Genomic DNA, 20,702 nt, shown 5'->3' with positions numbered 1-20,702 from the left:
GGTGTCTCACTGCCCGGGCGCGGACGTGCGGCCGGCGATGAGCACGGGGATACCGTCCTCGACGGGGTGCACGCGCCGACAGTGCGCGCATTGCAGGGCGGCGGGCACATCACGCAGATGTCCACCGCAGTCCGGGCAGCGCAGGGCGGTGCGCACCCAGCGCGGTACATCGGCCCCACTCGCTCCGGCGGGCAGCTCCACGTCGGTGGCTGCCTCAGCGGTCTGCGAAAGGACACCCACCGGCTGCTCGTGCTCCGTCGCCTGCTCTCGCTCCCCCCGCGGCTCCGGCTCTGTATCCCCCTCCGACCCCGGCTGAGCGATGAGGCTCTGCACCGTGTCGCGGATCTGCTCCATCGTGGCTGCCTCCCGGGCTTCGACGTTCAGCCGCAGCAGCGGTTCGGTGGTGGAGGAGCGCAGGGTGAGCCACCACTGCTCGGCAGGGGGCGCGGCCTCGTCCCAGTGGGTGATGATCAGACCGTCGCGCTCCTGGACCGCTGCTCCCGGCAGGCCCTCCGCCCACGCGCGCACCCGTGCGCGGGCCGCGGCCGGGGCGGGGTGGCGAGAGTTGATCTCGCCGCTGATCGCATAGGGGCTGTGGCGCGCCACGAGCTGGGAGGCAGGGCCGTCGCTCTCGCGCAGCGCCGCGATGACATGCAACGCGGCGAGCATCCCGGAGTCCGCACGGAAGAAGTCGCGGAAGTAGTAGTGGGCGGAGTGCTCACCGCCGAACACGGCGTCATGCTGCGCCATGAGGGCCTTGATGAGGGAATGGCCGACGGGGGTGCTCACGTGACGCCCGCCCGCGGCGGTGATCGCCTCCGCGACATGCCGGGAGGAGACGAGGTTCGCCAGCACCGTCGGCTGCTCCTCCCCCGCGGCGCGGGCGCGGGCGATCTCCCGCTGCGCGATCAGGGCGGTCACGGCCGATGGCGGCACCGCGGCGCCGGTCTCATCGAGGACCACGCAGCGGTCGGCGTCGCCGTCGAAGGCGAGCCCCAGATCCGCCTGCCGGGCGGTCACGGCCTGCTGCAGATCGGCGAGGTTCTCCGGGCGCATCGGGTCCGGGGCGTGGTGCGGGAAGCTGCCGTCGAGCTCACCGTGCAGGATCTCCAGCGTGATCCCGAGCAGGTCCCCGAGCACAGCCGGGGCGGTCAGGCCCGCCATCGCATTGCCGGCATCGACGATCACGTGCAGATCCCGGCCGGGCGGCAGCGGGGCCAGGCGGTGCAGCATCGCGGTGTAATCGGCGAGGGTCTCGATCTGCTCGGCGCGGCCCTGCCCGCGCGCAGGGATCTCCCCCGCGGCCAGATGCTCCTCGGCGCGGCGGCGGATCTCGGCCAGGCCGTCATCGCGGCCGATCGGCCGGGCACCGGCGCGGCAGAACTTCATCCCGTTGTCCGCGGCGGGATTGTGGCTCGCGGTGATCATCACCCCGGCGGCCTGGTGCAGGCCGGAGGCGCAGTACAGCTGGTCGGTCGAGGCCAGTCCCGCATCGGCCACCACGGCGCCGCGCCGCACCGCCCCGTCGATCACCGCGTCCGCGAGCTGCGGGGAGCTCACACGCATGTCATGGGCAACCACAATCTCGGGGGCATCCAGCAGGTCTGCAAAGGCGGCCCCAAGAGCACGCGCCACCTCCACGGTGAGCGTCACTCCCGCCTCGCCCCGAATATCGGAGGTCTTGACGATCGCGGACAGGTCCGCGCTGGTGCGTTCACTCATGAGGGCTCCTGACCACCTGGAGGTGACGCCCGCCCCTGGAGCTCACAGTGGGCCGCGCGGCGGCGGAGCTCGGCGGTGCCTCAGCGGCGGGCCGATGGACGGCGTCGGACAGCGCCACGAGGTCATCGCCTCTCCCCTCCCCCGGAACCCGCAGCAGATCCCAGCCGCGCGGTGGGGTGAGGCGTTCGGCGTGCTCACGGCACAGGTCGTAGGCGCCCGGCTCGCTGACCCGGGACAGCGGTCCCAGCACGGCCGTGGAGTCCTGGTACACGAAGGTCAGGGTGCTCACCGCGGGATGGGAGCAGGCGGTCCGGGAACATTCACGAGCAGGCACGTCCAGCAGTGTACGCAGGCCGCAGGCACGGATCAGGCAGGGCACGCCCTCCTCGGGCACGGGGGCTAGAGTGCCGGGCATGAACCTCGCGCCCCGCCCGCAGGATTCCGCCGCCTCCACCCGGTCGGTGCGACGGCGTGACCGCCATGGCCGGGGCCGACGCTTCGATCTGATCCCCCCGCATCTGCCCGGGTTCCGCACCCGCCGCGAACGCTTCGACGACCTCGTCGCCGATATCGGGGCAGAGCTCACCGGGCGCTTCCCGCGTCGGCTGGAGCATCTGCGGATCCTCGTCGAGGAGGTGCCGCCAGCGGATCCGGCGCCGTGGGAAGAGCGCACCGTCGTGCTGGGCCGGGCGGTGCCGCCCACGCGCGAGCACCCCCCGCGAGTGATCATCCATCGGCGGCCGGTGCAGACCCGCTGCAGCAGTGAGGAGGAGCTCGAAACGCTCGTGCGTCAGGTGCTCTCCGAGCAGATCGCATCCCTCCTGGGGCTGCGGCCCGAGGACGTGGATCCTAGCGCCTGGGGCGAGTGAGCTCGCGTGCCGCCGAGGGTCCGCGGCGCAGTGCTCACTCCGGTCGGTGCACGGTTCTCACTCGGACAGCCGCACGGTGACGGCATCGGTACCACCGCGCGCCGGCACCACCGGCAGCGTGGACAGCAGCACACCGTCGTCGGAGTCCTCCGCGCGCTGGACCCAGCTCGCATGCACCGCGCCCGGCACATCGGGGACCACGCTGATCCCGGCCGCGGGCTTGCCGTCGACGCCCAGGCGCGCGGCGGGCAGAGTGGCGGTGCGCCCGGCGTCGAGCTCCACCTCGATCGGTTTCCCGGCGCCGCCATCGGCCCCGAGCGGGATCACCGTCGCGACTGCCTCCTCCGTGGCCGCAAGCGACAGCGCCCCGGGGCCCGTTGTCGCGGGCAGGGCGGTGATGCCGTGGCTGACCAGCGCGGGGGCAGGAGAGGTGAGGGTGAAGTCCACGGGCTTGCCGAGGGTGTCGCCGGGCAGATCCTTCCCGGTGCGCTCGGCGCGGGCGACTGCTTGCACCGGGTCCGCAGCGCTGATGGCCACGGCGTAAGTGCCCTCATCCAGGTCGGGCAGGGGGCGGGTGATGACGCTGCCGGGGGCGAGGGGAAGATCCTCGACGGTGGCGTCCTCGATCGGGCCATCGGGGCCCAGTACCGTAATGGTGGCGGTGGTGGCCTCACCGCTGGGGTTCGCGATCACCACGGTCGGCTCAGCTTCGGCCACATCCACGCCCGGGATCACGAGGTCGCTGGCGGGATCGGGCAGGGGCGTGAGAATCTCGGCACCGCCCGGGGTGAGGCCGTCGCGCTCGGTGGCCTGCACGCTCATCGCCAGCGGTGAACCGACGACGTCGACGCGCACGCCGAGCGCCGGTTCATCGGCCACCACGGACCCCAGCAGCACACGCTCCTGGCTGTGGGCGGGGACCACCACCTGGCTGCGGCCCTCCATCTTCGCCGGGCCCTCGGCGGTCCACAGCTGCACGGAGGCGGTCGCGGGCCGGTCGGTGTCATTGCGCAGCACCAGCTCGGAGCTGTCACCCCGCTGGGTGGAGACCCCCAGGAATCCGGCCGACGTGGTCGCTTCGCTGCAGCGCGTCACCACCAGCGAGCGGTAATCCCCGGAGGGGGTGATCACGGATTGCACGGAGTCGGCGACGGGGCGGCCGCCCTGCGACGCAGCGGTGACCACCCGCGAGGGACCCGTCACCTTCTCCTGTCGCTGCGCGGCAAGCCCCAGGTCGGTGGCTTCCGCATCATCGCCCAGCACCTCCCCGTCGGCGTCGAGGGTCCAGATCGTGGGGTGGCGAACGGACCCGTCGTCCTCCTGCAGCGTGGTCGAGGGGTTCACACTGCCGAACAGCAGCGAGGATGCCGGTTCGAGGGAGATCGTGCGCACGGCCACAGCCTCAGCAGGGGGCACCAGGCCGAGGTCGTCATCGGAGGTGCGCTCGGCGAGGTCCTCCGGCAGCTGCAGTGCCCCGGGGCACACGGCGGTTCGGGCGCCTTCCTGCGCGGTGACCTCCTGATGCTGGACCGGGACCGGCTCATGCGGCTCGCTGAGCGCCAGAGCGGTGCCCGCGACAGCCAGCGGAACCAGACTCGCGACCGCGAGCGCGGGACGCAGCACGCCGTGCGGCGCGGCGCCGGGGCGGGAACGATCAGCCATACATCTCCTCCACGGTGCGGGGGCGGACGCGCCAGGGGATGGCGATCAGCGCGGTCAGAGCTGTCACGCTGTACAGCAGGATCTGCCATGCCAGCAGCGCGGGCTGTTCGCGCTGGATCACGACCTCACCACCCACCCCGGCAGGCAGCGTGAAGCCCTGAGCCCAGCCGTCCACCTCGAGCGGCGCGAGCTCACGCCCGTCCACGCTCGCCCGCCACTGCCCATCGAACCGCTCGGACAGCAGCACGGTGCGCTCGACGTCCACAGCGGGAACGTCCCCGCGAGCATCCACCACGCCGCTCGCCAGCGCGATCGACTCCTCGTCCGGGCCGATGACCTCGGCGCGGGGCTGTGCGCCGATCAGGCGCCACATCCCGCCCCGGGCGCCGTCGGTCACCTTCTCCAGCAGCGGGGATGCATCGAGCGTGCGCGAGAGCTCAGCCTGCTCCTGGGGATCGCCGGGGACGATCACGTAGGAGATCGCCAGATGCTCGGCGACGGGCTGCTCCTCGGCATCGGGCACAGCGGAGCCTCCACCGGCGAGCATCGCTCCGACCGCCTCGCGCAGCGCTGCTGAGGCGGCATCGTCATCGACGCCCTGCCCGGCGCGCGCAGCATTCGCCGTCCGCAGATCCGCGACCGTGGCGTGCTGGATGACGCTGTCCCCGCCATGGACCACAAGATCCGCCTCGACGCTGCCGTCCGGGCGCTGGTCCAGCACGAGCACGCGGCTGCGGGCATCGGAACGCCCCTGATCCGCGGCGGCGGCCGGAACCTCCCCCTGCTCGCTGCGCTGGATCTGCAGCTGCGCGGGCAGCAGCATCGTCCACCCGGCCACGCTCACCACGCACACCGCGGCGACCATCGCGCCGAGCGCACTCGTGGTGATCCGGCGGCTGCGAGAATCGCTCTGCTCCCGGCGGGCGAGGGCATCGAACGTCGCTCCGGCCCCGAGGGCAAGCGCGAGCAGCAGAACGCTCAGCAGGCCGTGCAGCGGCGCGGTGACCAGCTGTCCGTCCCCGACCGCCACCGGTGTGCGCTGGGCCAGCAGCACGGCGAGAACCACCATCGCGGCCGCGAGCAGGCTGAAGCGACCCATGCGCCCGGCGGCACCGGCCAGCAGCGGGGCGCCGAGAGCAGCGAGGGCCACGGGCGCCAGCGGCACCAGCGCGAGGACCAGCGAAGCGGTAGGGCCGACGGGGCCCGCGAGCGCACCCGGCAGCGGGGAGGGCACCGGCCACAGCGCCAGCAGGTCCAGCAGGGTGGGGGTGGCCGCGGAAGGCGGCACCCCGGCGACAGCCAGCAACAATTCGGGATGCCCCACCCACAGCGGCACATACGGCGCGTGCAGAGCGAGGGAGGGCAGTAGCACCCACAGCAGGCGGCGACGACGACCGGGCACCGCGATCGCGACGAGCCCCAGGGCGAGCGCGACGATGAGCACGAGCACCGGCTGGACCGCGCCGATCACCAGCAGCACCAGGCCCCCCGCTGCGGCGGCGGACACGCTGGCCTGGGAGACCTTATGCGGCAGTCCCACGGCCCGACCCACCGCGAGGGCCAGCAGCGGCAGCAGCAGGTGCACCAGCAGCAGCGGCCAGGCGCCGAGCATCAGGGCGGACAGCAGCGGCGGGGCGAGCGCCCAGGCCACGGCCAGGACCAGACGTGCCCCGACCGCGCGGGTGATCGCTCCGGCCGCCCACCAGGCCAGCAGCGCGCTGAGCGGGATCGCCGTGAACACGAGTGCTTCGAGGGTGAGGGAGCCGGTTAGCGGCAGGTGGCCGAGCAGTCGCACCAGGGCATCGGCCGGTCCGCGCTCCCCCAGACCGCCGGGGATCCAGCTGGCCCAGGCCGCCTCCCAGCGGGTGCCCCAGGTCTCGGGGATGCGGCGCAGGGCTGGTCCGGTGAGCTCTCCGCGGCCGAACAGTCCGCGCAGCGCCACCATGGCGAGCGCTGTCGCGCTGAGGGCCACGACCGCCGTCCACGCGATGTGACGGCCGTAGTCAGCATCGTCGATCCCATGGCGGGTGCCCGCGATCCCCCACGTAGTGCGGCGGATGCGGCGCTGTCGGTCATCATCGGCGACCAGTCCGGTCCAGGTCTCCTCCGCCCAGCGGCGCATGTCCTCACCGCGGGGCAGATACAGCGGCGCCAGGCGTGCCTGCGGCACGCGGGCACGTCGGGCGTCCTGGCGGCCGCGGCGCATCACCCGCCCAGCACGGGACATCGCCGCCCCCCAGGCGCTGAGCTCCATGAGCGCGAGCCGGGGGGCGACCGCGGCGAGGGCGCCACCGATGCGCACGAGCGTCAGCAGCGGCAGCAGAAGCAGGGTTAGCAGGGAGTACAGCGGGGGCCGATGCTTGAGCAGCAGCAGGATCTGCCCCATGCGCTGCTCGCGCAGGCGCTCCAGACGTGGCCTGGTCGGCATCCGGTGCTGGACGCGAGCGGCGGACTGCACCGCCACGCGCTCCCCGGAACGCCAGATGCGCCGGCATAGGTCGATCTCCGCCCACGGCGGGGGCAGGTCCGGGTCAAGGGGGCCGACGTCCCGCAGGGTGTTCTCGCGCACGAGCATGCCCGGCAGCGGCACGGCGAGGACATCCTGGCGCCAGTCGGACTGGCCCTGGTCGATCTCCCCGGGGTCGATGCCGGTGACGATGCCGCCCGATCGCGTCAGCGTCAGTCCGACGTCGACCAGGGCCCGCGCAGCCTCGGTGCGACCGGTGCTCCCGGCGGGCTCCTCCTCGGACAGCGGACGCACCCGCTTGGCGCCGACGACAGCGGTGTTCGGGGAGACGGCGACGATCCGCAGCTGCTGCTCGAGGGCATCGGGCTCCGGCGGGGAACCGTCCTGGAGGAACCACAGCCAGGTCTCATCACTCGTGGTGGCGGCCCGCCGTCCGGTGCGCGGCCGGTTCTCGCGCAGCCGCTCGGGCACGCGGGCGAGATCTTCGGCCTGCTGGGTGCGGGCGCGCTCCACCTGATCGATGTTCACATCGCGGGCGCGGCGACCGCCCCGGGAGCCCTGGGCCGCGGCGACCGCAGGCTCGGCAGCCGCAACACTGCCGGAGGGCGCTGCGTCCGCCTCGGAGCGCAGGCTGGCGAGGACCTCACGCACCGCACCGGAGCGGCTCACGGCAGAGGAGATGGGGATCAGGGAGTCGAGCAGACCGCGATCTGCAGCATCGTCGAGAAGACCGCTCAGCTGTTCGCGCTGCGGCTCGGGGACCACCATGGCGATCCGCTGCGGCAGCTGAGTCTGCGCCGCGAGGGCGTCGAGAAGTGCGGTGGCGGATGCGTGCGTGCTCGTCCCGTCCAGCAGGACGATCGCGGTGACGTGGCGTTCGTGCACCAAGGGAAGGCGTCAGACAGCTCGGCGCTTGAGCTTGCGGCGCTCGCGCTCGGACAGGCCGCCCCAGATGCCGAAGCGCTCATCGTTCTCGAGCGCGTACTCGAGGCATTCCTGGCGCACCTCGCACGAGACGCAGACCTTCTTGGCCTCGCGGGTGGAGCCGCCCTTCTCGGGGAAGAATGCCTCCGGGTCCGTCTGGGCGCACAGCGCCCGTTCATGCCAGGACAGCTCGGCGTCCTCGGAATCCTGGATCGTGAGATCGAGCAGGGTCAGCTCTGCTCGGGCGTCCTCGAACCGGTTCTCGTCCATGACCGCCACTCCTTCCTCCTGGTACGCGCCCTGGGATGCTGCAGCACGGCCGCTCGGGGCTGTGCACGGCCTAAACTACACCGGTGTAGTCCTGGTCCGTCAAGCGGTATCGGCGCGTCGCCTTGCACCGCGGGGCCTCATCACACCTGTCACCCGGGAGATTCACATGACCGGCCCCATCCCGTCCGGCACCCCGCACGGCGCGGGCGCAGCCTCGAGCCGCGCCTCCGCCTCGCCCGCGGCAGTGCAGGTGCTGCCTGTCACCGGGGTGCCGGAGGTCGGTGCCGGTGATGATCTCGTGGCGCTGCTTGCCGGTGCTCTCGCTCCGCTCGCGCCGCGCGCGGGCGATGTGCTGTGCGTGTCCACGAAGATCATCTCCAAGGCCCAGGATCTGCGGGTGGCCCCCGAGCAGCGGGAGGAGGCGATCCGGGCGGCAGCCGTGCGGGTGGTGGCGCGGCGCCTGCACACCCGCCAGGTCACCTCCGTGGTGCAGATCCCCTCCGGGCCGGTGATGGCCGCCGCGGGCGTGGATTCCTCGAACGCCCCGGCGGGCCCGCTGCTGCTGCCGGAGGACCCCGATGCCTGCGCACGGGAGCTGCACGAGGGGCTCACCGCCGTCCTCGGGGTGCCGATCGGGGTGCTGCTGACGGACACCTCCTCCCGGATCTGGCGCATGGGCGTGACGGACTTCGCGCTCGGTGCCGCCGGGGTGGCGGCGCTCGAAGATCTGCGCGGCGGGCGCGATGCCGATGGCCGCGACCTCAAGGTCACGGTGCGCAATCTGGCCGATGAACTGGCGGCGGCCGCGGACCTGGTCAAGGGCAAGGCCGACGCGATCCCCGCGGCGCTGGTCCGCGGCGTCCCCGGTGCCACGGCAGCGGACGTCCCGGCCCGCGAGCTCTCCCGCACCGGGGAGGATGACTGGTTCCGCCGCCCCAGTCTCGAATCGGTGTGGCAGGCTCTCGGGATCGCCGAGCAGGACGAACCCGTAGCCCGCATGTCCCCCGAACCGGCCACGGAGCGGATCGGGCGGGCGCTCGCGGTGGCGGCTCTGCCGCGCCAGGGCACGAGCCCGCTGGGTGCCCATGTCCGCTCCCTCACCCATCGCGGGGAGATCACCGGGATCGAGGTGCAGCCCGCCGATGAGTCCCGCCGCGCTCTGGCCGCCGCAGCCGTGATGGTCGAACGGATCCGCACGGCGCTCGGCGCGGAGTCGCTGGGCCAGCCCCTGCCCGAGATCCCCGTCCACCTTCTCGATCCCATCCCGGAGGAGAACCGATGACCGCGCCCGCCGACCCCACCCGCACTGCGCACGCTCTGCTGGACGCCCTGCAGGCCCAGGGCCCCCAGCCGGTGCTGGCCTGGTACGGGGAGGCCGCCCGGGTGGAGCTGTCCGGGCATGTGCTCGCCAACTGGATCATCAAGGCGATCGGGCACCTGGCCGATGAGATCGCCCTGGCCCCCGGGGCTGCGGTGCTGATCGACCTGCCGCCGCACTGGAAGCGCCTGGTGCTCGCGATCGCCGCCTGGTCACTCGGCGCCGACGTCACCCTCCGAGAGCCCGCGCAGGATGGCGCCGCCCCGGAGCCGAGCGGTGGCGTGGATGCCCCGGCCGTCCTCGTGACCGATGTCCCACAGGATGAGCTCGCCGATGCGGCCGATGAGGTGCTCGCTCTCGAGGCCCGGTCGCTCGCCCCACGCTTCGACAGCGCGCTGCCGCCCCTCGTGCATGACTGGGTGCAGGAGGTCCGCGCGCACCCTGATCAGCTCTCCGTGCCGCTGCCGGCCTGGTCCGGTCCGGCCCCGTCGGCCCCCGGTGATGGGATTCCGCGCCTGCTGGTGCCCGGTGACGGTCTGGACGTGATCACCCCGGTGCTCGGGGCATGGCTTGCCGGGGGCGGGATCATCTGCCCGGCGGATCAGGTCAGCGCAGCGCAGGCCCGCGACGAGGGCGCCACCGGCCACGCCTGATCAGGTCCGCCCGCAGCCTCGCCGTCCCGCTGCGGACGTCACCGGGTGTGCAGGACCGTCGGGCTCACTGTGCGCGCAGGGTCGCGACGTTCACTGCGCGCGCAGAGTCGCAACAGCCTCGGCGGGATCCCCGTCGAAGATGGTGCGGCCCTTGGCGAGCACGACGATGCGGGTGCACAGCTTCTCGAGCATCTCCAGCTCATGGGAGACCACCACCATGGTGCGGCCCATTTCCTGCAGCTGACGGATCCGCTCCAGGCACTTGCGCTGGAACGGCTCATCGCCCACCGAGAGGATCTCATCCACCAGGAAGATGTCCGGATCGGTGTGGACCGCCACGGAGAACGCCAGACGCAGGAACATGCCGGAGCTGTAGTACTTCACGTCAGTGTCGATGAACTCCTCGATCTCGCTGAAGGCGACGATCTGATCGAAGCGCTCATCGATCTGCTGCTCGCTCATCCCCAGGATCGCGCCGTTGAGATACACGTTCTCGCGCCCCGAGAGGTCTGGGTGGAAGCCCGCTCCGACCTCGATCAGCCCGGCCACCTTCCCGCGCAGCAGCACGCGGCCGCGATCCGGGTACAGCACCCCGGAGATGGTCTTCAGCAGCGTGGACTTGCCCGAACCGTTGAAGCCGATCAGCCCCACCGTCTCCCCCGCATACACGGTGAGGGACACATCGTCCAGTGCGAGGAACGTGTCAGCCAGCTTCTTGCGCTGCAGCGCGGAGAAGACCAGCTCCTTGAGGGAATGGTCATGGCGCAGCGAGAACTGCTTGGTGACGTTCTCGATGCGCACCATCTCGCGTTCGGTGGGGACGGCGGCGGATTCGGGAACCGCCTCGATGTCAGGGCTCATCGCGTCTCCTCACAGTTCCTGGGCGAAGCGGCACTTGGACCGCTCGAACACGATGGTGCCGATCACGAAGGTCCCGATCGCGATCAGCAGCCCGGCCCACCACAGGCCGAAGGGCTCTCCCGGCGCGGTCAGCGAGGGGTCCACCGCTGCGGCCTCCACCACGCCGGGGCCGTAGCGCCAGAACGCGACGTGGAACAGCTCCACGACAATGGTCAACGGGTTCAGCTGATACAGCCACCACCAGATCGTTCCACCGATGGCCTCCTCGACCATCGACACCCGGTACAGCACCGGGGAGAGCCATGTGGCCACCATGACGACGAGGTCCACGAAGTTCTCCACATCGCGGAAAGCAGCGTTCAGCGCCGCCGTCAGCATGCCGAGCCCCATCGTGAACACCAGCAGGATCACCATTCCCAGCACGAAGGCGACGACCGCGGTGAGAGACGGCAGCCAACCGAACAGCAGCGCGCCGACCACGAGCACGAGCAGCTGCGGCACGAAGTGCACCAGCGCCACGAACATGCTGGCCCAGGGGAACAGCTGGCTGGGCAGGTAGATCTTCGCCACGAGCGGCGCGTTGCCGGTGATGGAGCGAGTGGCGTTGCCGAACACCTCACCGAAGAGGTTGATCACGACGATGCCGCTGAACAGGTACACCGCATACGCGGGTGTGTTCTTGGACAGCTGCAGGAAGATGCCCAGCGCGATGTAGAAGACCATGAACTGCACTGCGGGCTTGACATAGCTCCACACCATGCCGAGTGCGCTGCCGCGATAGCGCACGCGCAGCTCCTTGCGCACCAGCAGGCGCAGCAGGAACCGTTCGTAGATCGGGTTCAGCCACCCGGCGTCCTCTCCCGGGGCGCGCCAGCCCTCCGCCTGCTCGGCCCGGGTGGGAACCTGCGCCGCGCGCGGGGTCCTGCCCTCGTTCACGCCGTGGTGTTCCCCGTGCCAGATCGCTTCTGCTCACTCTCGCGCACCGGCGCGGGATTCGCAGCGAAGGTCTTCTCCCACGCCGCGAAGGACGTGAGCTCCTCGGCGGCGTCCCGGTAGCGTGCGCGCAGCTCGGGCCAGCGCCGCAGCAGCTCCGCGTGGTCCTTCACAGCCTGGGCGATCATGCCGCGCACCTGCCGCGGGCTGCGGCGGTACCACGACACCTTCGTCCCCTCGGCGTTGGAGACCAGGGCGGAGTCCAGATGGGCCAGGCGCCACCACTTCGCGTCCTGATGCGCCACGAGAGCCTGCGGGTGCTCCTGGGAGCTTTCTTTGGGCTCCAGGATGACCTGCTTGACCAGGGTCTTCGCGGCCCAGATCGGCAGCAGCTCACGGCGCGGCTCCGTGAAGGGCCGTCCCTTCCGCGGCGGCTTGGTCACCTTCACCGCCGGGTAGTCGTCCACGTCCGGCTTGGCCTCGGAGTCTCCGTGTTGGGCCAGGACCTGCTTGATCTGCGGCAGCTTGGTGCCGATCTCGGCGTGCAGGGTCTCCGGTCCGCGTAGCAGGTCCCGCAGGGCCAGGGCCCGGTTGGCGACCGTGGAGTACTGCATGGAGATGATGTGCTTGATGTCCAGGAACTGGGATTCCTTGATCAGCCGTCCACCGCGCTCGTACGGGGAGTGCAGCAGCGCCGCGATCGCCCGGTTGCGCTCATGGAAGTAGGACTGCCAGCCCACGCCGTCGTCCTTGTCCTGCCAGCTGATGTGCCACACACCCGCGCCGGGCAGTGAGACTGTCGGGTACCCCGCGGCCTTCGCGCGCAGACCGTACTCGGAGTCATCCCACTTGATGAACACCGGAAGGCTCAGCCCGATCTCCCGTACCACCTCGGTGGGGATCAGGCAGGTCCACCAGCCGTGGAAGTCCACATCCACGCGGCGGTGCAGCCACGGGGTGGATCGCAGGGGCTCCGCCGCGAGGTCATGGCCGTACTCGTGCTCCTCGGAGGGGAGCATCCACAGGAACCGCCAGGGGTTGACGATCTCGCCGTAGGCGTGCAGCACTGAGCGGTTGTTGAGGTCGAACATATGCGCACCCACGAGTGTGGGCACGGTCGCGTAGTCGGCGAAGGCCACGAGACGGCTGAGCGACTCGGGTTCGATGACGATGTCGTCATCGAGGTTCACCACGTAGGTGCTGCGGCCGTTCGTGGAGGCCTCGTACATGCCGCGGGAGAAACCGCCGGAGCCGCCGATGTTGCCCTGCTCGATGACCTCGAGCTGATCGCCCATGGCGGCCTGCAGCTCATCGAGGCGCTCGGGGTGATCCGAGAGGCGGTCACTGCCCTGGTCCACTACGTACATCACATCGAGGATCTCGCGCAGGCGCGCGTCCTTCGAGATCTGCTCGACGTTGTCCAGGGCGTAGGACACCTTGTTCATCGTGGTCATCGCGAGGGACACCGTGCCCTCGGTACGTGCTGCCGCAGCCTCGAGGGACCAGTCGGCACCGATCAGGGTGACCTCGGAGTGCCCGGAGTACAGGTCGAACCAGTACCAGCCGCCATCACCGAAGGCATCCAGCGGCAGGTCCAGCACGGTGGTCTCCGGGGCGCTGCCGTTCCTCAGCGGGACGGCGTCGTGGCGCTGGATGCTGCCGCGCGCGTTGGAGCGGTAGACGATCAGCTGACCGGGCCCGGCGGTGGTGACCGTCAGACGCACGGAGCGGACCGGGGTCCAGCGCCGCCAATAGCTCGCGGGAAAGGCGTTGAAGTAGGTGCCGAAGCTGCGCATCGACCGCTCCGGCACCACCACGCTGTGCCGCTCGCTCAGCTCATCGGGATCCACCTGGGTGACCGGCGCTGCGCCGCGGGCGTCAGCGGTGCTCTCACGGACAGCCGCGACAGCGCCCACGCCGGCCGCGGTGTCGGTGCGGCCGGTCCGCGCGGCCTCGGACTCGATGTACAGCGGAATGATGTCCGGCGTGACCTCGAGCGGGAGGATCAGCCGCTGGACCACCCGGCGTGCGGTGTCGTCGGCGGTCGTCTCGGTGGCAGTGCTGTGGGTCATGGTGCTCCTCAGCGGCCCAGCAGGGCGGGCAGCTTGTTGTCGGCCATGGACAGGGCGGAGCCGATGGCCATGTGCATGTCCAGGTACTGGTAGGTGCCCAGGCGCCCGCCGAACAGGGTGCGCGGCTCGGCCTCGGCCAGCTCGCGGTACTTCAGCAGGCCTGCGCGGTCCTCGGCGGTATTGATCGGGTAGTACACCTCGTCACCGGGCTCGGCAAAGCGGGAGTACTCGCGCTGGATGACGGTCGCGTCCTTGGTGTAGTCGCGCTCGGGGTGGAAGTGGCGCGGCTCGATGATGCGGGTGTACGGCACCTCGGCGTCGGCGTAGTTCATGACCGAGGTGCCCTGGAAGTCACCGATCTCCAGGTGCTCGGTCTCCAGGTCGATCGTGCGCCAGCCCAGGCGGCCCTGGGAGTAGTCGAAGTACTGATCCACCGGGCCGGTGTACACCACCGGGATCTGCCCGCGCACGGCGTCGCGGTGCAGCGGCTGGGAGGTGTCGAAGTAGTCGGTGGACAGCTTCACCTCGATATTCGGGTGGTCCGCCATCCGCTCCAGCCAGGCGGTGTAGCCATCCTTCGGCAGGCCCTCATAGGTGTCGTTGAAGTACCGGTTGTTGTACGTGTAGCGCACCGGCAGACGGGAGATGATCGAGGCTGGCAGATCCTTGGGATCGGTCTGCCACTGCTTGCCCGTGTAGTTCTTGATGAACGCCTCGTACAGCGGGCGGCCGATGAGCGAGATGCCCTTGTCGTTGAGGTTCTCCGGGTCCTTGCCGGCGAACTCCCCGGCCTGCTCGGCCACCAGGGCGCGGGCCTCATCGGGGGTGTAGGCGGCGTTGAAGAACTGGTTGATGGTGCCGAGGTTGATCGGCATGGGGTACACGATCCCGTTGTGAGTGGTGTACACGTGGTGCCGGTAGCCGGTGAACTCGGTGAAGCGGTTCACGTACTCCCATACCCGCTCATTGGAGGTGTGGAACAGGTGGGCGCCGTAGCGATGCACCTCGATGCCGGTCACGTCGTCGGCGGCGGAGTACGCATTGCCCCCGATGTGGTCACGGCGGTCGATGATCGTCACCGAGACGCCGTGCTCAGCGACCGCACGCTCGGCGATGGTCAGGCCGAACAGGCCGGAGCCGACGATGAGGAGATCAGGAGTCGACACGAGGGAGTCCTTTCGAGACGGGCGAGGTTCCACCGGGAACTCGTTCACAGTAACCGAGCCGGGCGGGCCCTCGGCACAGGGCGGTCGGCGCGCCGGGGCGTGTGGCAGTGCTCATGCATCACCTGCCGACATCGTCGCATCCCGCTCTGCTGCGCGCCGAGAATCCCGTTCGACGAAGGTGCGGTAGACGATCCGACGCACCCACCCCGGGGCACAGCGGTAGACGGTCCGCTCGGCGACATTGCGCGCGAAGCCCAGCGGCGTCACCACCCGGTCGCGCAGCATGATCAGCTGCAGGCGCAGGTCACTGCCCAGCAGGCGCGCTCCCCCGCGGCGGGCGAAGAGGTCCTCATCCACGCGGTAGTCCACGAGCACGTCCGGCAGGTTCGCCATCTGCGCCCCGCCCAGCAGCATCCGCTCCCACAGCCAGTAGTCCTCCAGCAGCACCAGGTCGCGGTAGCCGCCGACGGCCAGCACCGTCGAGCGGCGCAGCACCATCGTGGGGTGGTGGAACGGGCTGTGGCGAGGCAGGTAGCGGACGATGTCCTCATGCGTGAGCGGACGCTCTCGCAGCGGGCCCTGGCCCGGCGGGATGCGGTCGCTGAACTCGCGCATCGCCCCGCCGAGCAGGTCCAAGCCCTCAGCGTGCATGCGCGGGATCTGCAGGGCGAAGCGCTCGGGCCGGCACAGGTCATCGGCATCGGCCCGGGCCACCAGGTCGAAGGGGCACTCGCGCAGCCCGTCCTGCAGGGCGGCGGCCACGCCGCGATGCCGGGGGTGGCGCAGCACCCGGGCCGGCCCGTAATCCCCCGCCTCAACCTGCTCCACGATCTCCTCGAGCTCGGTGGGCAGCGGACCGTCCACGGTCAGGACCAGAAGATCCGGAGTCAGCTGCTGCTCGATGGTGGCCGAGGCGAGGGCCGCGCGCAGACGGTCCGGACACTCCTTCGCCCACAGCGGCATCAGCACCGCGAACGGCGCGGGGGCGGGGGCGGTCACCGCCCGGCCGCCCGCTCGATGGCCCGGATGTCCGCGGCGGCCTCCCCATCGGCCTCGAGCACGCGGGCGGAGGGACGCGGGCCGCGCCGCAGCGCCGCCAGCAGCCCGCGCAGGCCCACACCGAGCAGGTCCGTGCGATGCCGCAGCAGCAGGCCCACCCAGCCCAGGGCGGTGCGGCCGCCGTACAGGATCCGCTCCAGCAGGGTGAAGGAATCGGTGCGGGCGAGCGCCCAGATCCGATTGCGCACATCGAAGTAGAAACGGCTGCCCGGATTCGACTGTGCGCTCGCGAAGGCGACGGTGCGATGCTCCACGACGGAGGCGGGCACACGCAGGCCGCGGCCGTGGCGCAGCAGGCGCCCGGTGTGCTCGAAGTCATCGGACCACAGGAAGTAATCCGCGTACGGCAGCCCCAGGCGGCGCACATCCTGCGCATTCAGCAGGGCGGAGACGTAGCTCGCGGTGCGGATCGCCGTGCCACCCGCGCGGGCCGCATCGCGCTTCTCCTGCGCGCTCGCGTTCAGACGCTGGCGCTGCGTGTTCATGGGGTGGTCGCGTCCGTCGGTCCACACCGCGCGGGAGCTCAGCACGCTCAGGCGCACCGGGGAGGCCCCGAGGGCGTCGAGCAGGGCGCTGAGTGCCTCGGGCCGCGGCACCGTGTCGTCGTCCATCACCCACACCCAGTCCGCCTCGTGCCGCACCAGGGCCCGGGCGATGCCCGCCGCGAAACCACCGGCGCCGCCCACATTGCGGCGCAGGTGCACCACATCGGCGTCGATCTCGTGCTGATCGGCGACCTCGCCGCTGCGGTCGGTCGAGGCATTGTCGATGATCACCACCGCATCGGGGGCGCGATGCTGCGCGAGCAGCCCGTCCAGGCATTCCTGCAGCAGCTGCTCACGGTTGTAGGTGACCACCACGGCGACCACGCGCGCGGCCGAGAGATCGGGATGGGCTGCGGATGCGGGGGTCTCCGGCACGGGTGCGGGCTCGGTCACGGCGCCTCCTGGGTGGGTCGATGCCGCCGCTGCGGCCCTCCAAGTCTACGAAGACCCACCGGGTAGGCCGCACCGGGGCTCGCCAGGGCTGTGAAGGTCCCGCGGAGGTTCCCGGGAGGCCGGGCGGCACGGGCTGTGGTGGACGGCGTGTCGGCCACGGGGACGGTTACGCTGACGGGCGCCCGGCCCCTTCGTCCGGGCTCCGGGCCCGCTCCCTGCGGGCCTTCCCCGGCCCGGAAGGATGAGCCAGATCGTGAGCGAACAGCAGCCGCCGCGCTCCCCGCGTCCCGGCGGGCCGCGCCGTCCGGCGGGCAGCCGTGCCCGGGCCGGCGGCAGCGCGCGGCCGGTGCCGCCGCGGTCGGCCCGCCCCCTTTCCCGCCCGGGAGAGCAGCCCACCCGTCCGCTGCCGCGCCAGCAGCAGGCGGGATATGACCCCACCCCGCATTCGGGCGGGTCGGTGCCGCCGCCCACGCAGCAGCCGTACGGCGCCCCCGTCGATCCGGTCCCGCCGCCGCAGCGCTCCCCTGCCCCATATTGCCGGCCGTCCCGGGGGCGGCGCCGCCCGCCGCGCGCGCTGCGTCTGGGGGCGACGCTGCTGGTGCTCGTGCTGGTGGTCCTCGTGGGATGGGCGGGCGGCCTCACGCTGTGGGCGAATTCGCGCATCGAGCACGTCGATGCCCTCTCCGGCGCGGCGAATACCCCCGGCACCACGTACCTGATCGCCGGTTCGGACCAGCGGGATGCCGCGGTGGGTCCCGATGGGACCGAGGGGGCCCGCACCGACACGATCATGCTGCTGCATAAGGCGCGCAACGGCCGCAGCTATCTCATCTCGCTGCCGCGGGACACCCTCGTGGACATCCCCGGGTATGGCGGATACAAGCTGAACGCCGCCTACGCGTTCGGTGGCGCACCGTTGCTGGTGCAGACGGTCGAAGGCTTCACGGGGCTGACGATCGATCACTATGTGGAGATCGGCTTCGACGGCGTGCAGCAGCTGGTGGATGCGGTGGGGCACGTGAACCTGTGCATCGATCAGGACGTGAGCGATGAGAAGTCCGGGCTCGAGATGACCAAGGGCTGCCATGACGTCGGCGGCGAGCAGGCCCTCGCCTTCGTGCGCGCGCGCTACTTCGATCCCGCCGCGGACCTCGGGCGCCAGCAGCGCCAGCAGCAGTTCGTCAGCGCATTCATGGACCGGGTGACATCCCCGTCGGTGCTGCTGAACCCGATCACCCAGGTGCGTCTGGCGGGAGCCGGGTCCGGGGCGCTGACCACCTCCGAGGGCACCGGCATCGTCGATGTCGGTCGCATGGCGCTCACGGCGCGGCGTGCCATGGGTGCCGAACCGGTGACGCTGCCCATCGCCGATCCCCAGTACCAGACGAAGCACTCTGGGGTGGCGGTGAAGGTCGATGAGCAGGAGGCCGCAGCGTTCTTCGAGGCCGTGGCCGAGGGGACGGCGGAGCCCGAGCCGACCGACGGCTGAGTCGGACCGGGCGCCCGCACCGCTGCGCGGCGCGCCCGGCGGGGTTCCCGTCGGAGCCCGCGCACCGCTGGACGGCTCAGCGGAAGAACCTGGCTCAGCGGAAAAACCTGGCTCAGCTCAGCGGAAGAACATGTCGATGACGATGTTCACCGCGTTCAGCACGGACTGGCCTTTGGAACGCGAGTAGTCGGTGTACAGGATGTGCACCGGATGCTCGGCGACGCTGAGCTTATGCCGCCCGATCTCCTCGACGATCTCTGAGGCGTGCGACATGCGGTTCTGCTCAATGGTGATCTTCTCGCATGCCTCGCGGCCGAGCACCCGCAGCCCGTTGTGGGCGTCGGTGAGCTTCACCCCGCTGGTCAGATTCGTGTACCACACGGCGCCGCGCAGCACGATGCGCTTGAGCAGCCCGGGCTTGGTGCGGGAGTCCAGGAAACGCGAGCCCAGCACGAGATCCACGCCCAGCTCCTCGCGCTTGGCGATCATCGCGGCCGCATCGGCCACCTGATGCTGCCCGTCGGAGTCGAAGGTCACCACCTGCCGCATCGCCGGGTCGCGCAGGGCGTAGTCGATGCCGGTCTTCAGCGCCGCACCCTGCCCCATGTTGTAGGGGTGACGGACCACGGCGGCACCCGCGTCGGCGGCGATCCGAGCGGAGTCGTCCACGCTCCCGTCGTCCACGCAGACGACCAGCGGATAGGTCTCGCGCAGCGAACGGATGACGTCGCCGACGACCTGTCCCTCGTTGAACAGCGGGACGACGAACCACGTGCTCTCGACTCCGGGGGCGGGGTCGGGGATCTGCAGCGCAGCAGCGGCGTCGGATGAGCTCACGGGCCCTCCTTCCGGGCTGGGCGGGCGAGAAGATCCCATCGGCCGTTGAGGGTACCCTGTCACGGTGGGCCGCAGCTGTGGTCATCGACGAATATCGGCACGTGGGTGCCCACGGAGGAGGACTGAACGTGAAGGTCGCAGTTGTCGCGCTGGGGAAGATCGGACTGCCCCTGGCGGTGCAGTTCGCCGACGCCGGGCATGAGGTCATCGGGGTGGATGTCAACCCCCGCCAGGTGGAGCTGATCAACCAGGCCACCGAGCCGTTCCCGGGCGAGGCGCATCTGCAGGAGAAGCTCTCCGAACTGGTCCCGGCTGGGAAGCTGAAAGCCACCACCGAGTACGCCGAGGCGATCCCGGGCGCGGACGCCATCGTGATCGTGGTGCCGCTGTTCGTGAACGACGAGACGTGGGAGCCGGACTTCGCGTGGATGGACTCCGCCACCGAGTCCCTGGCCGAGCACCTCACCCCCGGCACCCTCATCTCCTACGAGACCACCCTGCCGGTGGGCACCCTGCGCGGTCGTTTCGTGCCGATGATCGAGAAGATCTCCGGGCTGACCGAGTCCAAGGACTTCTTCGCCGTGTTCTCCCCGGAGCGGGTGCTGACCGGACGCGTGTTCCAGGACCTGCGCCGCTACCCCAAGCTGATCGGGGCGATCAGCGAGGAGGGGGCGCGCCGCGCCCGCGAGTTCTACGAGTCCGCGCTGACCTTCGATGAGCGGGAGGATCTGCCGCGCCCCAACGGCGTGTGGGATCTGGGTTCTCCCGAGGCCAGCGAGCTGGCGAAGCTCGCCGAGACCACGTACCGGGATGTGAACATCGGCCTGGCGAACGAGTTCGCGCTGTTCGCCCAGGATCACGGCATCGACGTGTACAAGGTGATCGAGGCCTCGAACTCCCAGCCGTTCTCCCACATCCACCGTCCCGGCATCGCGGTGGGCGGACACTGCATCCCCGTGTACCCGCGGCTGTACCTGTCCACCGATCCCGACGCGAACACCGTGCGCACCGCCCGGCAGCTGAACGCCTCGGTCCCGGAGCGCCTGGTGGAGCGGGCGGCATCCCTGCTGGGCTCCCTCGAGGGGATGACGGCCGTGGTGCTCGGCGCCTCCTACCGCACCGGGGTGAAGGAGACCGCGTTCTCCGGCGTGTTCCCCGTGGTCGAGGCGCTGCGGGCGCGGGGCGCGACGGTCGCGGTGCACGACACCATGTACGACGACGCGGAGCTCGAGGGCTTCGGCTGGGCGCCCTGGCACACCGGTGATGCGGCGGACCTCGTGATCGTCCAGACCGACCACCCCGAGTACGCCGAGCTGAGCGCCGCGGATGTGCCGGGCGTGAAGCTGCTCATCGATGGCCGCAACATCACGACGGCGAAGAAATGGCAGGGAACCCCCCGCCTGGTGCTCGGTGACGGCTCCGCCTCCACCCACCAGGCCGCCTCCAACGCCTGATCATGCTC

General features: G+C 70.9%; 17 protein-coding genes. 5 read left to right on the top strand and 12 right to left on the bottom strand.

Annotated elements, in window-relative coordinates; all coding sequences use genetic code 11:
• Positions 1-6 precede the first annotated feature (6 nt).
• Positions 7-1,722 carry a phosphomannomutase/phosphoglucomutase gene (locus CJ197_RS01890; protein WP_102235079.1) on the bottom strand — a complete coding sequence of 572 codons (1,716 nt, stop codon included), beginning with the start codon at positions 1,720-1,722 and terminating at the stop codon, positions 7-9.
• Complete coding sequence (locus tag CJ197_RS01885) at positions 1,715-2,056, bottom strand: DUF3499 domain-containing protein (RefSeq protein WP_255407864.1); 342 nt, start codon at positions 2,054-2,056, stop codon at positions 1,715-1,717. The genes CJ197_RS01890 and CJ197_RS01885 overlap by 8 nt, the downstream gene beginning before the upstream one ends.
• Positions 2,057-2,135: 79 nt before the next feature.
• Between CJ197_RS01885 and CJ197_RS01880 the strand changes: the two genes are divergently transcribed.
• The gene (locus CJ197_RS01880; RefSeq protein ID WP_102235077.1) at positions 2,136-2,591 is read left to right on the top strand and encodes a metallopeptidase family protein; all 456 of its coding nucleotides are present in this window, start codon (positions 2,136-2,138) and stop codon (positions 2,589-2,591) included.
• Between the two features lie 57 nt (positions 2,592-2,648).
• On the opposite strand, the gene CJ197_RS01875 is transcribed toward CJ197_RS01880, so the two are convergent.
• The 3 genes from CJ197_RS01875 to CJ197_RS01865 are packed head-to-tail and all read right to left on the bottom strand — an operon-like array spanning position 2,649 to position 7,914.
• The gene (locus tag CJ197_RS01875; protein WP_102235076.1) at positions 2,649-4,253 is read right to left on the bottom strand and encodes a DUF5719 family protein; all 1,605 of its coding nucleotides are present in this window, start codon (positions 4,251-4,253) and stop codon (positions 2,649-2,651) included.
• On the bottom strand, positions 4,246-7,605 hold the full coding sequence (locus tag CJ197_RS01870) for a glycosyltransferase family 2 protein (RefSeq protein WP_102235255.1): 3,360 nt from the start codon (positions 7,603-7,605) through the stop codon (positions 4,246-4,248). The genes CJ197_RS01875 and CJ197_RS01870 overlap by 8 nt, the downstream gene beginning before the upstream one ends.
• A gap of 12 nt (positions 7,606-7,617) precedes the next feature.
• Positions 7,618-7,914 (bottom strand): WhiB family transcriptional regulator, encoded by a 297-nt coding sequence (locus tag CJ197_RS01865; protein WP_102235075.1) that lies wholly within the window; start codon positions 7,912-7,914, stop codon positions 7,618-7,620.
• A gap of 166 nt (positions 7,915-8,080) precedes the next feature.
• On the opposite strand from CJ197_RS01865, the gene cofE reads away from it, so the two are divergent.
• Positions 8,081-9,196 (top strand): coenzyme F420-0:L-glutamate ligase, encoded by a 1,116-nt coding sequence (cofE, locus tag CJ197_RS01860; RefSeq protein WP_102235074.1) that lies wholly within the window; start codon positions 8,081-8,083, stop codon positions 9,194-9,196.
• The gene (locus CJ197_RS01855; protein WP_102235073.1) at positions 9,193-9,885 is read left to right on the top strand and encodes a TIGR03089 family protein; all 693 of its coding nucleotides are present in this window, start codon (positions 9,193-9,195) and stop codon (positions 9,883-9,885) included. The genes cofE and CJ197_RS01855 overlap by 4 nt, the downstream gene beginning before the upstream one ends.
• Positions 9,886-9,975: 90 nt before the next feature.
• Here CJ197_RS01855 and CJ197_RS01850 read toward each other — a convergent pair whose 3' ends face one another.
• The 6 genes from CJ197_RS01850 to CJ197_RS01825 form a co-directional block, all read right to left on the bottom strand.
• Entirely contained in the window at positions 9,976-10,746 is a 771-nt protein-coding gene (locus CJ197_RS01850) for an ABC transporter ATP-binding protein (RefSeq protein ID WP_102235072.1), read from the bottom strand.
• A 9-nt stretch (positions 10,747-10,755) separates the two neighbouring features.
• Positions 10,756-11,682: an ABC transporter permease gene (locus tag CJ197_RS01845; RefSeq protein ID WP_102235071.1), complete on the bottom strand. Its 927-nt coding sequence runs from the start codon at positions 11,680-11,682 to the stop codon at positions 10,756-10,758.
• Complete coding sequence (locus tag CJ197_RS01840) at positions 11,679-13,751, bottom strand: glycosyltransferase (protein ID WP_102235070.1); 2,073 nt, start codon at positions 13,749-13,751, stop codon at positions 11,679-11,681. The genes CJ197_RS01845 and CJ197_RS01840 overlap by 4 nt, the downstream gene beginning before the upstream one ends.
• Before the next feature lie 8 nt (positions 13,752-13,759).
• A complete protein-coding gene (gene glf, locus CJ197_RS01835; protein WP_102235069.1) occupies positions 13,760-14,917 on the bottom strand; it encodes a UDP-galactopyranose mutase in 1,158 nt (385 codons plus the stop codon).
• 111 nt (positions 14,918-15,028) lie between these two features.
• Positions 15,029-15,916 carry a glycosyltransferase gene (locus CJ197_RS01830; protein WP_233190594.1) on the bottom strand — a complete coding sequence of 296 codons (888 nt, stop codon included), beginning with the start codon at positions 15,914-15,916 and terminating at the stop codon, positions 15,029-15,031.
• Positions 15,913-16,914, bottom strand: a complete 1,002-nt coding sequence (locus tag CJ197_RS01825; protein ID WP_102235068.1) for a glycosyltransferase — start codon at positions 16,912-16,914, stop codon at positions 15,913-15,915. The genes CJ197_RS01830 and CJ197_RS01825 overlap by 4 nt, the downstream gene beginning before the upstream one ends.
• Positions 16,915-17,167: 253 nt before the next feature.
• Here CJ197_RS01825 and CJ197_RS01820 point away from each other — a divergent pair, with 253 nt between their 5' ends.
• On the top strand, positions 17,168-18,403 hold the full coding sequence (locus CJ197_RS01820; protein WP_233190593.1) for an LCP family protein: 1,236 nt from the start codon (positions 17,168-17,170) through the stop codon (positions 18,401-18,403).
• A 117-nt stretch (positions 18,404-18,520) separates the two neighbouring features.
• Here CJ197_RS01820 and CJ197_RS01815 read toward each other — a convergent pair whose 3' ends face one another.
• The gene (locus CJ197_RS01815; RefSeq protein ID WP_233190592.1) at positions 18,521-19,240 is read right to left on the bottom strand and encodes a glycosyltransferase family 2 protein; all 720 of its coding nucleotides are present in this window, start codon (positions 19,238-19,240) and stop codon (positions 18,521-18,523) included.
• Between the two features lie 128 nt (positions 19,241-19,368).
• Here CJ197_RS01815 and CJ197_RS01810 point away from each other — a divergent pair, with 128 nt between their 5' ends.
• Positions 19,369-20,694 (top strand): nucleotide sugar dehydrogenase, encoded by a 1,326-nt coding sequence (locus tag CJ197_RS01810; RefSeq protein WP_102235065.1) that lies wholly within the window; start codon positions 19,369-19,371, stop codon positions 20,692-20,694.
• The last annotated feature ends 8 nt before the right edge of the window (positions 20,695-20,702 follow it).

It is taken from the genome of Brachybacterium sp. UMB0905, assembly GCF_002871795.1.
Classification (GTDB): domain Bacteria; phylum Actinomycetota; class Actinomycetes; order Actinomycetales; family Dermabacteraceae; genus Brachybacterium.
The sequence above is the reverse complement of the archived record's forward strand: the minus strand, read 5'-3'. Positions and strand labels throughout refer to the sequence as shown.

Bases quoted from the DNA above. Each gene is read 5' to 3' on its own strand.
- CJ197_RS01850 (WP_102235072.1), bottom strand. From the start codon at position 10,746: ATGAGCCCTGACATCGAGGCGGTTCCCGAATCCGCCGCCGTCCCCACC.
- CJ197_RS01875 (WP_102235076.1), bottom strand. From the start codon at position 4,253: ATGGCTGATCGTTCCCGCCCCGGCGCCGCGCCGCACGGCGTGCTGCGT.
- cofE (WP_102235074.1), top strand. From the start codon at position 8,081: ATGACCGGCCCCATCCCGTCCGGCACCCCGCACGGCGCGGGCGCAGCC.
- CJ197_RS01865 (WP_102235075.1), bottom strand. From the start codon at position 7,914: ATGGACGAGAACCGGTTCGAGGACGCCCGAGCAGAGCTGACCCTGCTC.
- CJ197_RS01880 (WP_102235077.1), top strand. From the start codon at position 2,136: ATGAACCTCGCGCCCCGCCCGCAGGATTCCGCCGCCTCCACCCGGTCG.
- CJ197_RS01890 (WP_102235079.1), bottom strand. From the start codon at position 1,722: ATGAGTGAACGCACCAGCGCGGACCTGTCCGCGATCGTCAAGACCTCC.
- CJ197_RS01840 (WP_102235070.1), bottom strand. From the start codon at position 13,751: ATGACCCACAGCACTGCCACCGAGACGACCGCCGACGACACCGCACGC.
- CJ197_RS01855 (WP_102235073.1), top strand. From the start codon at position 9,193: ATGACCGCGCCCGCCGACCCCACCCGCACTGCGCACGCTCTGCTGGAC.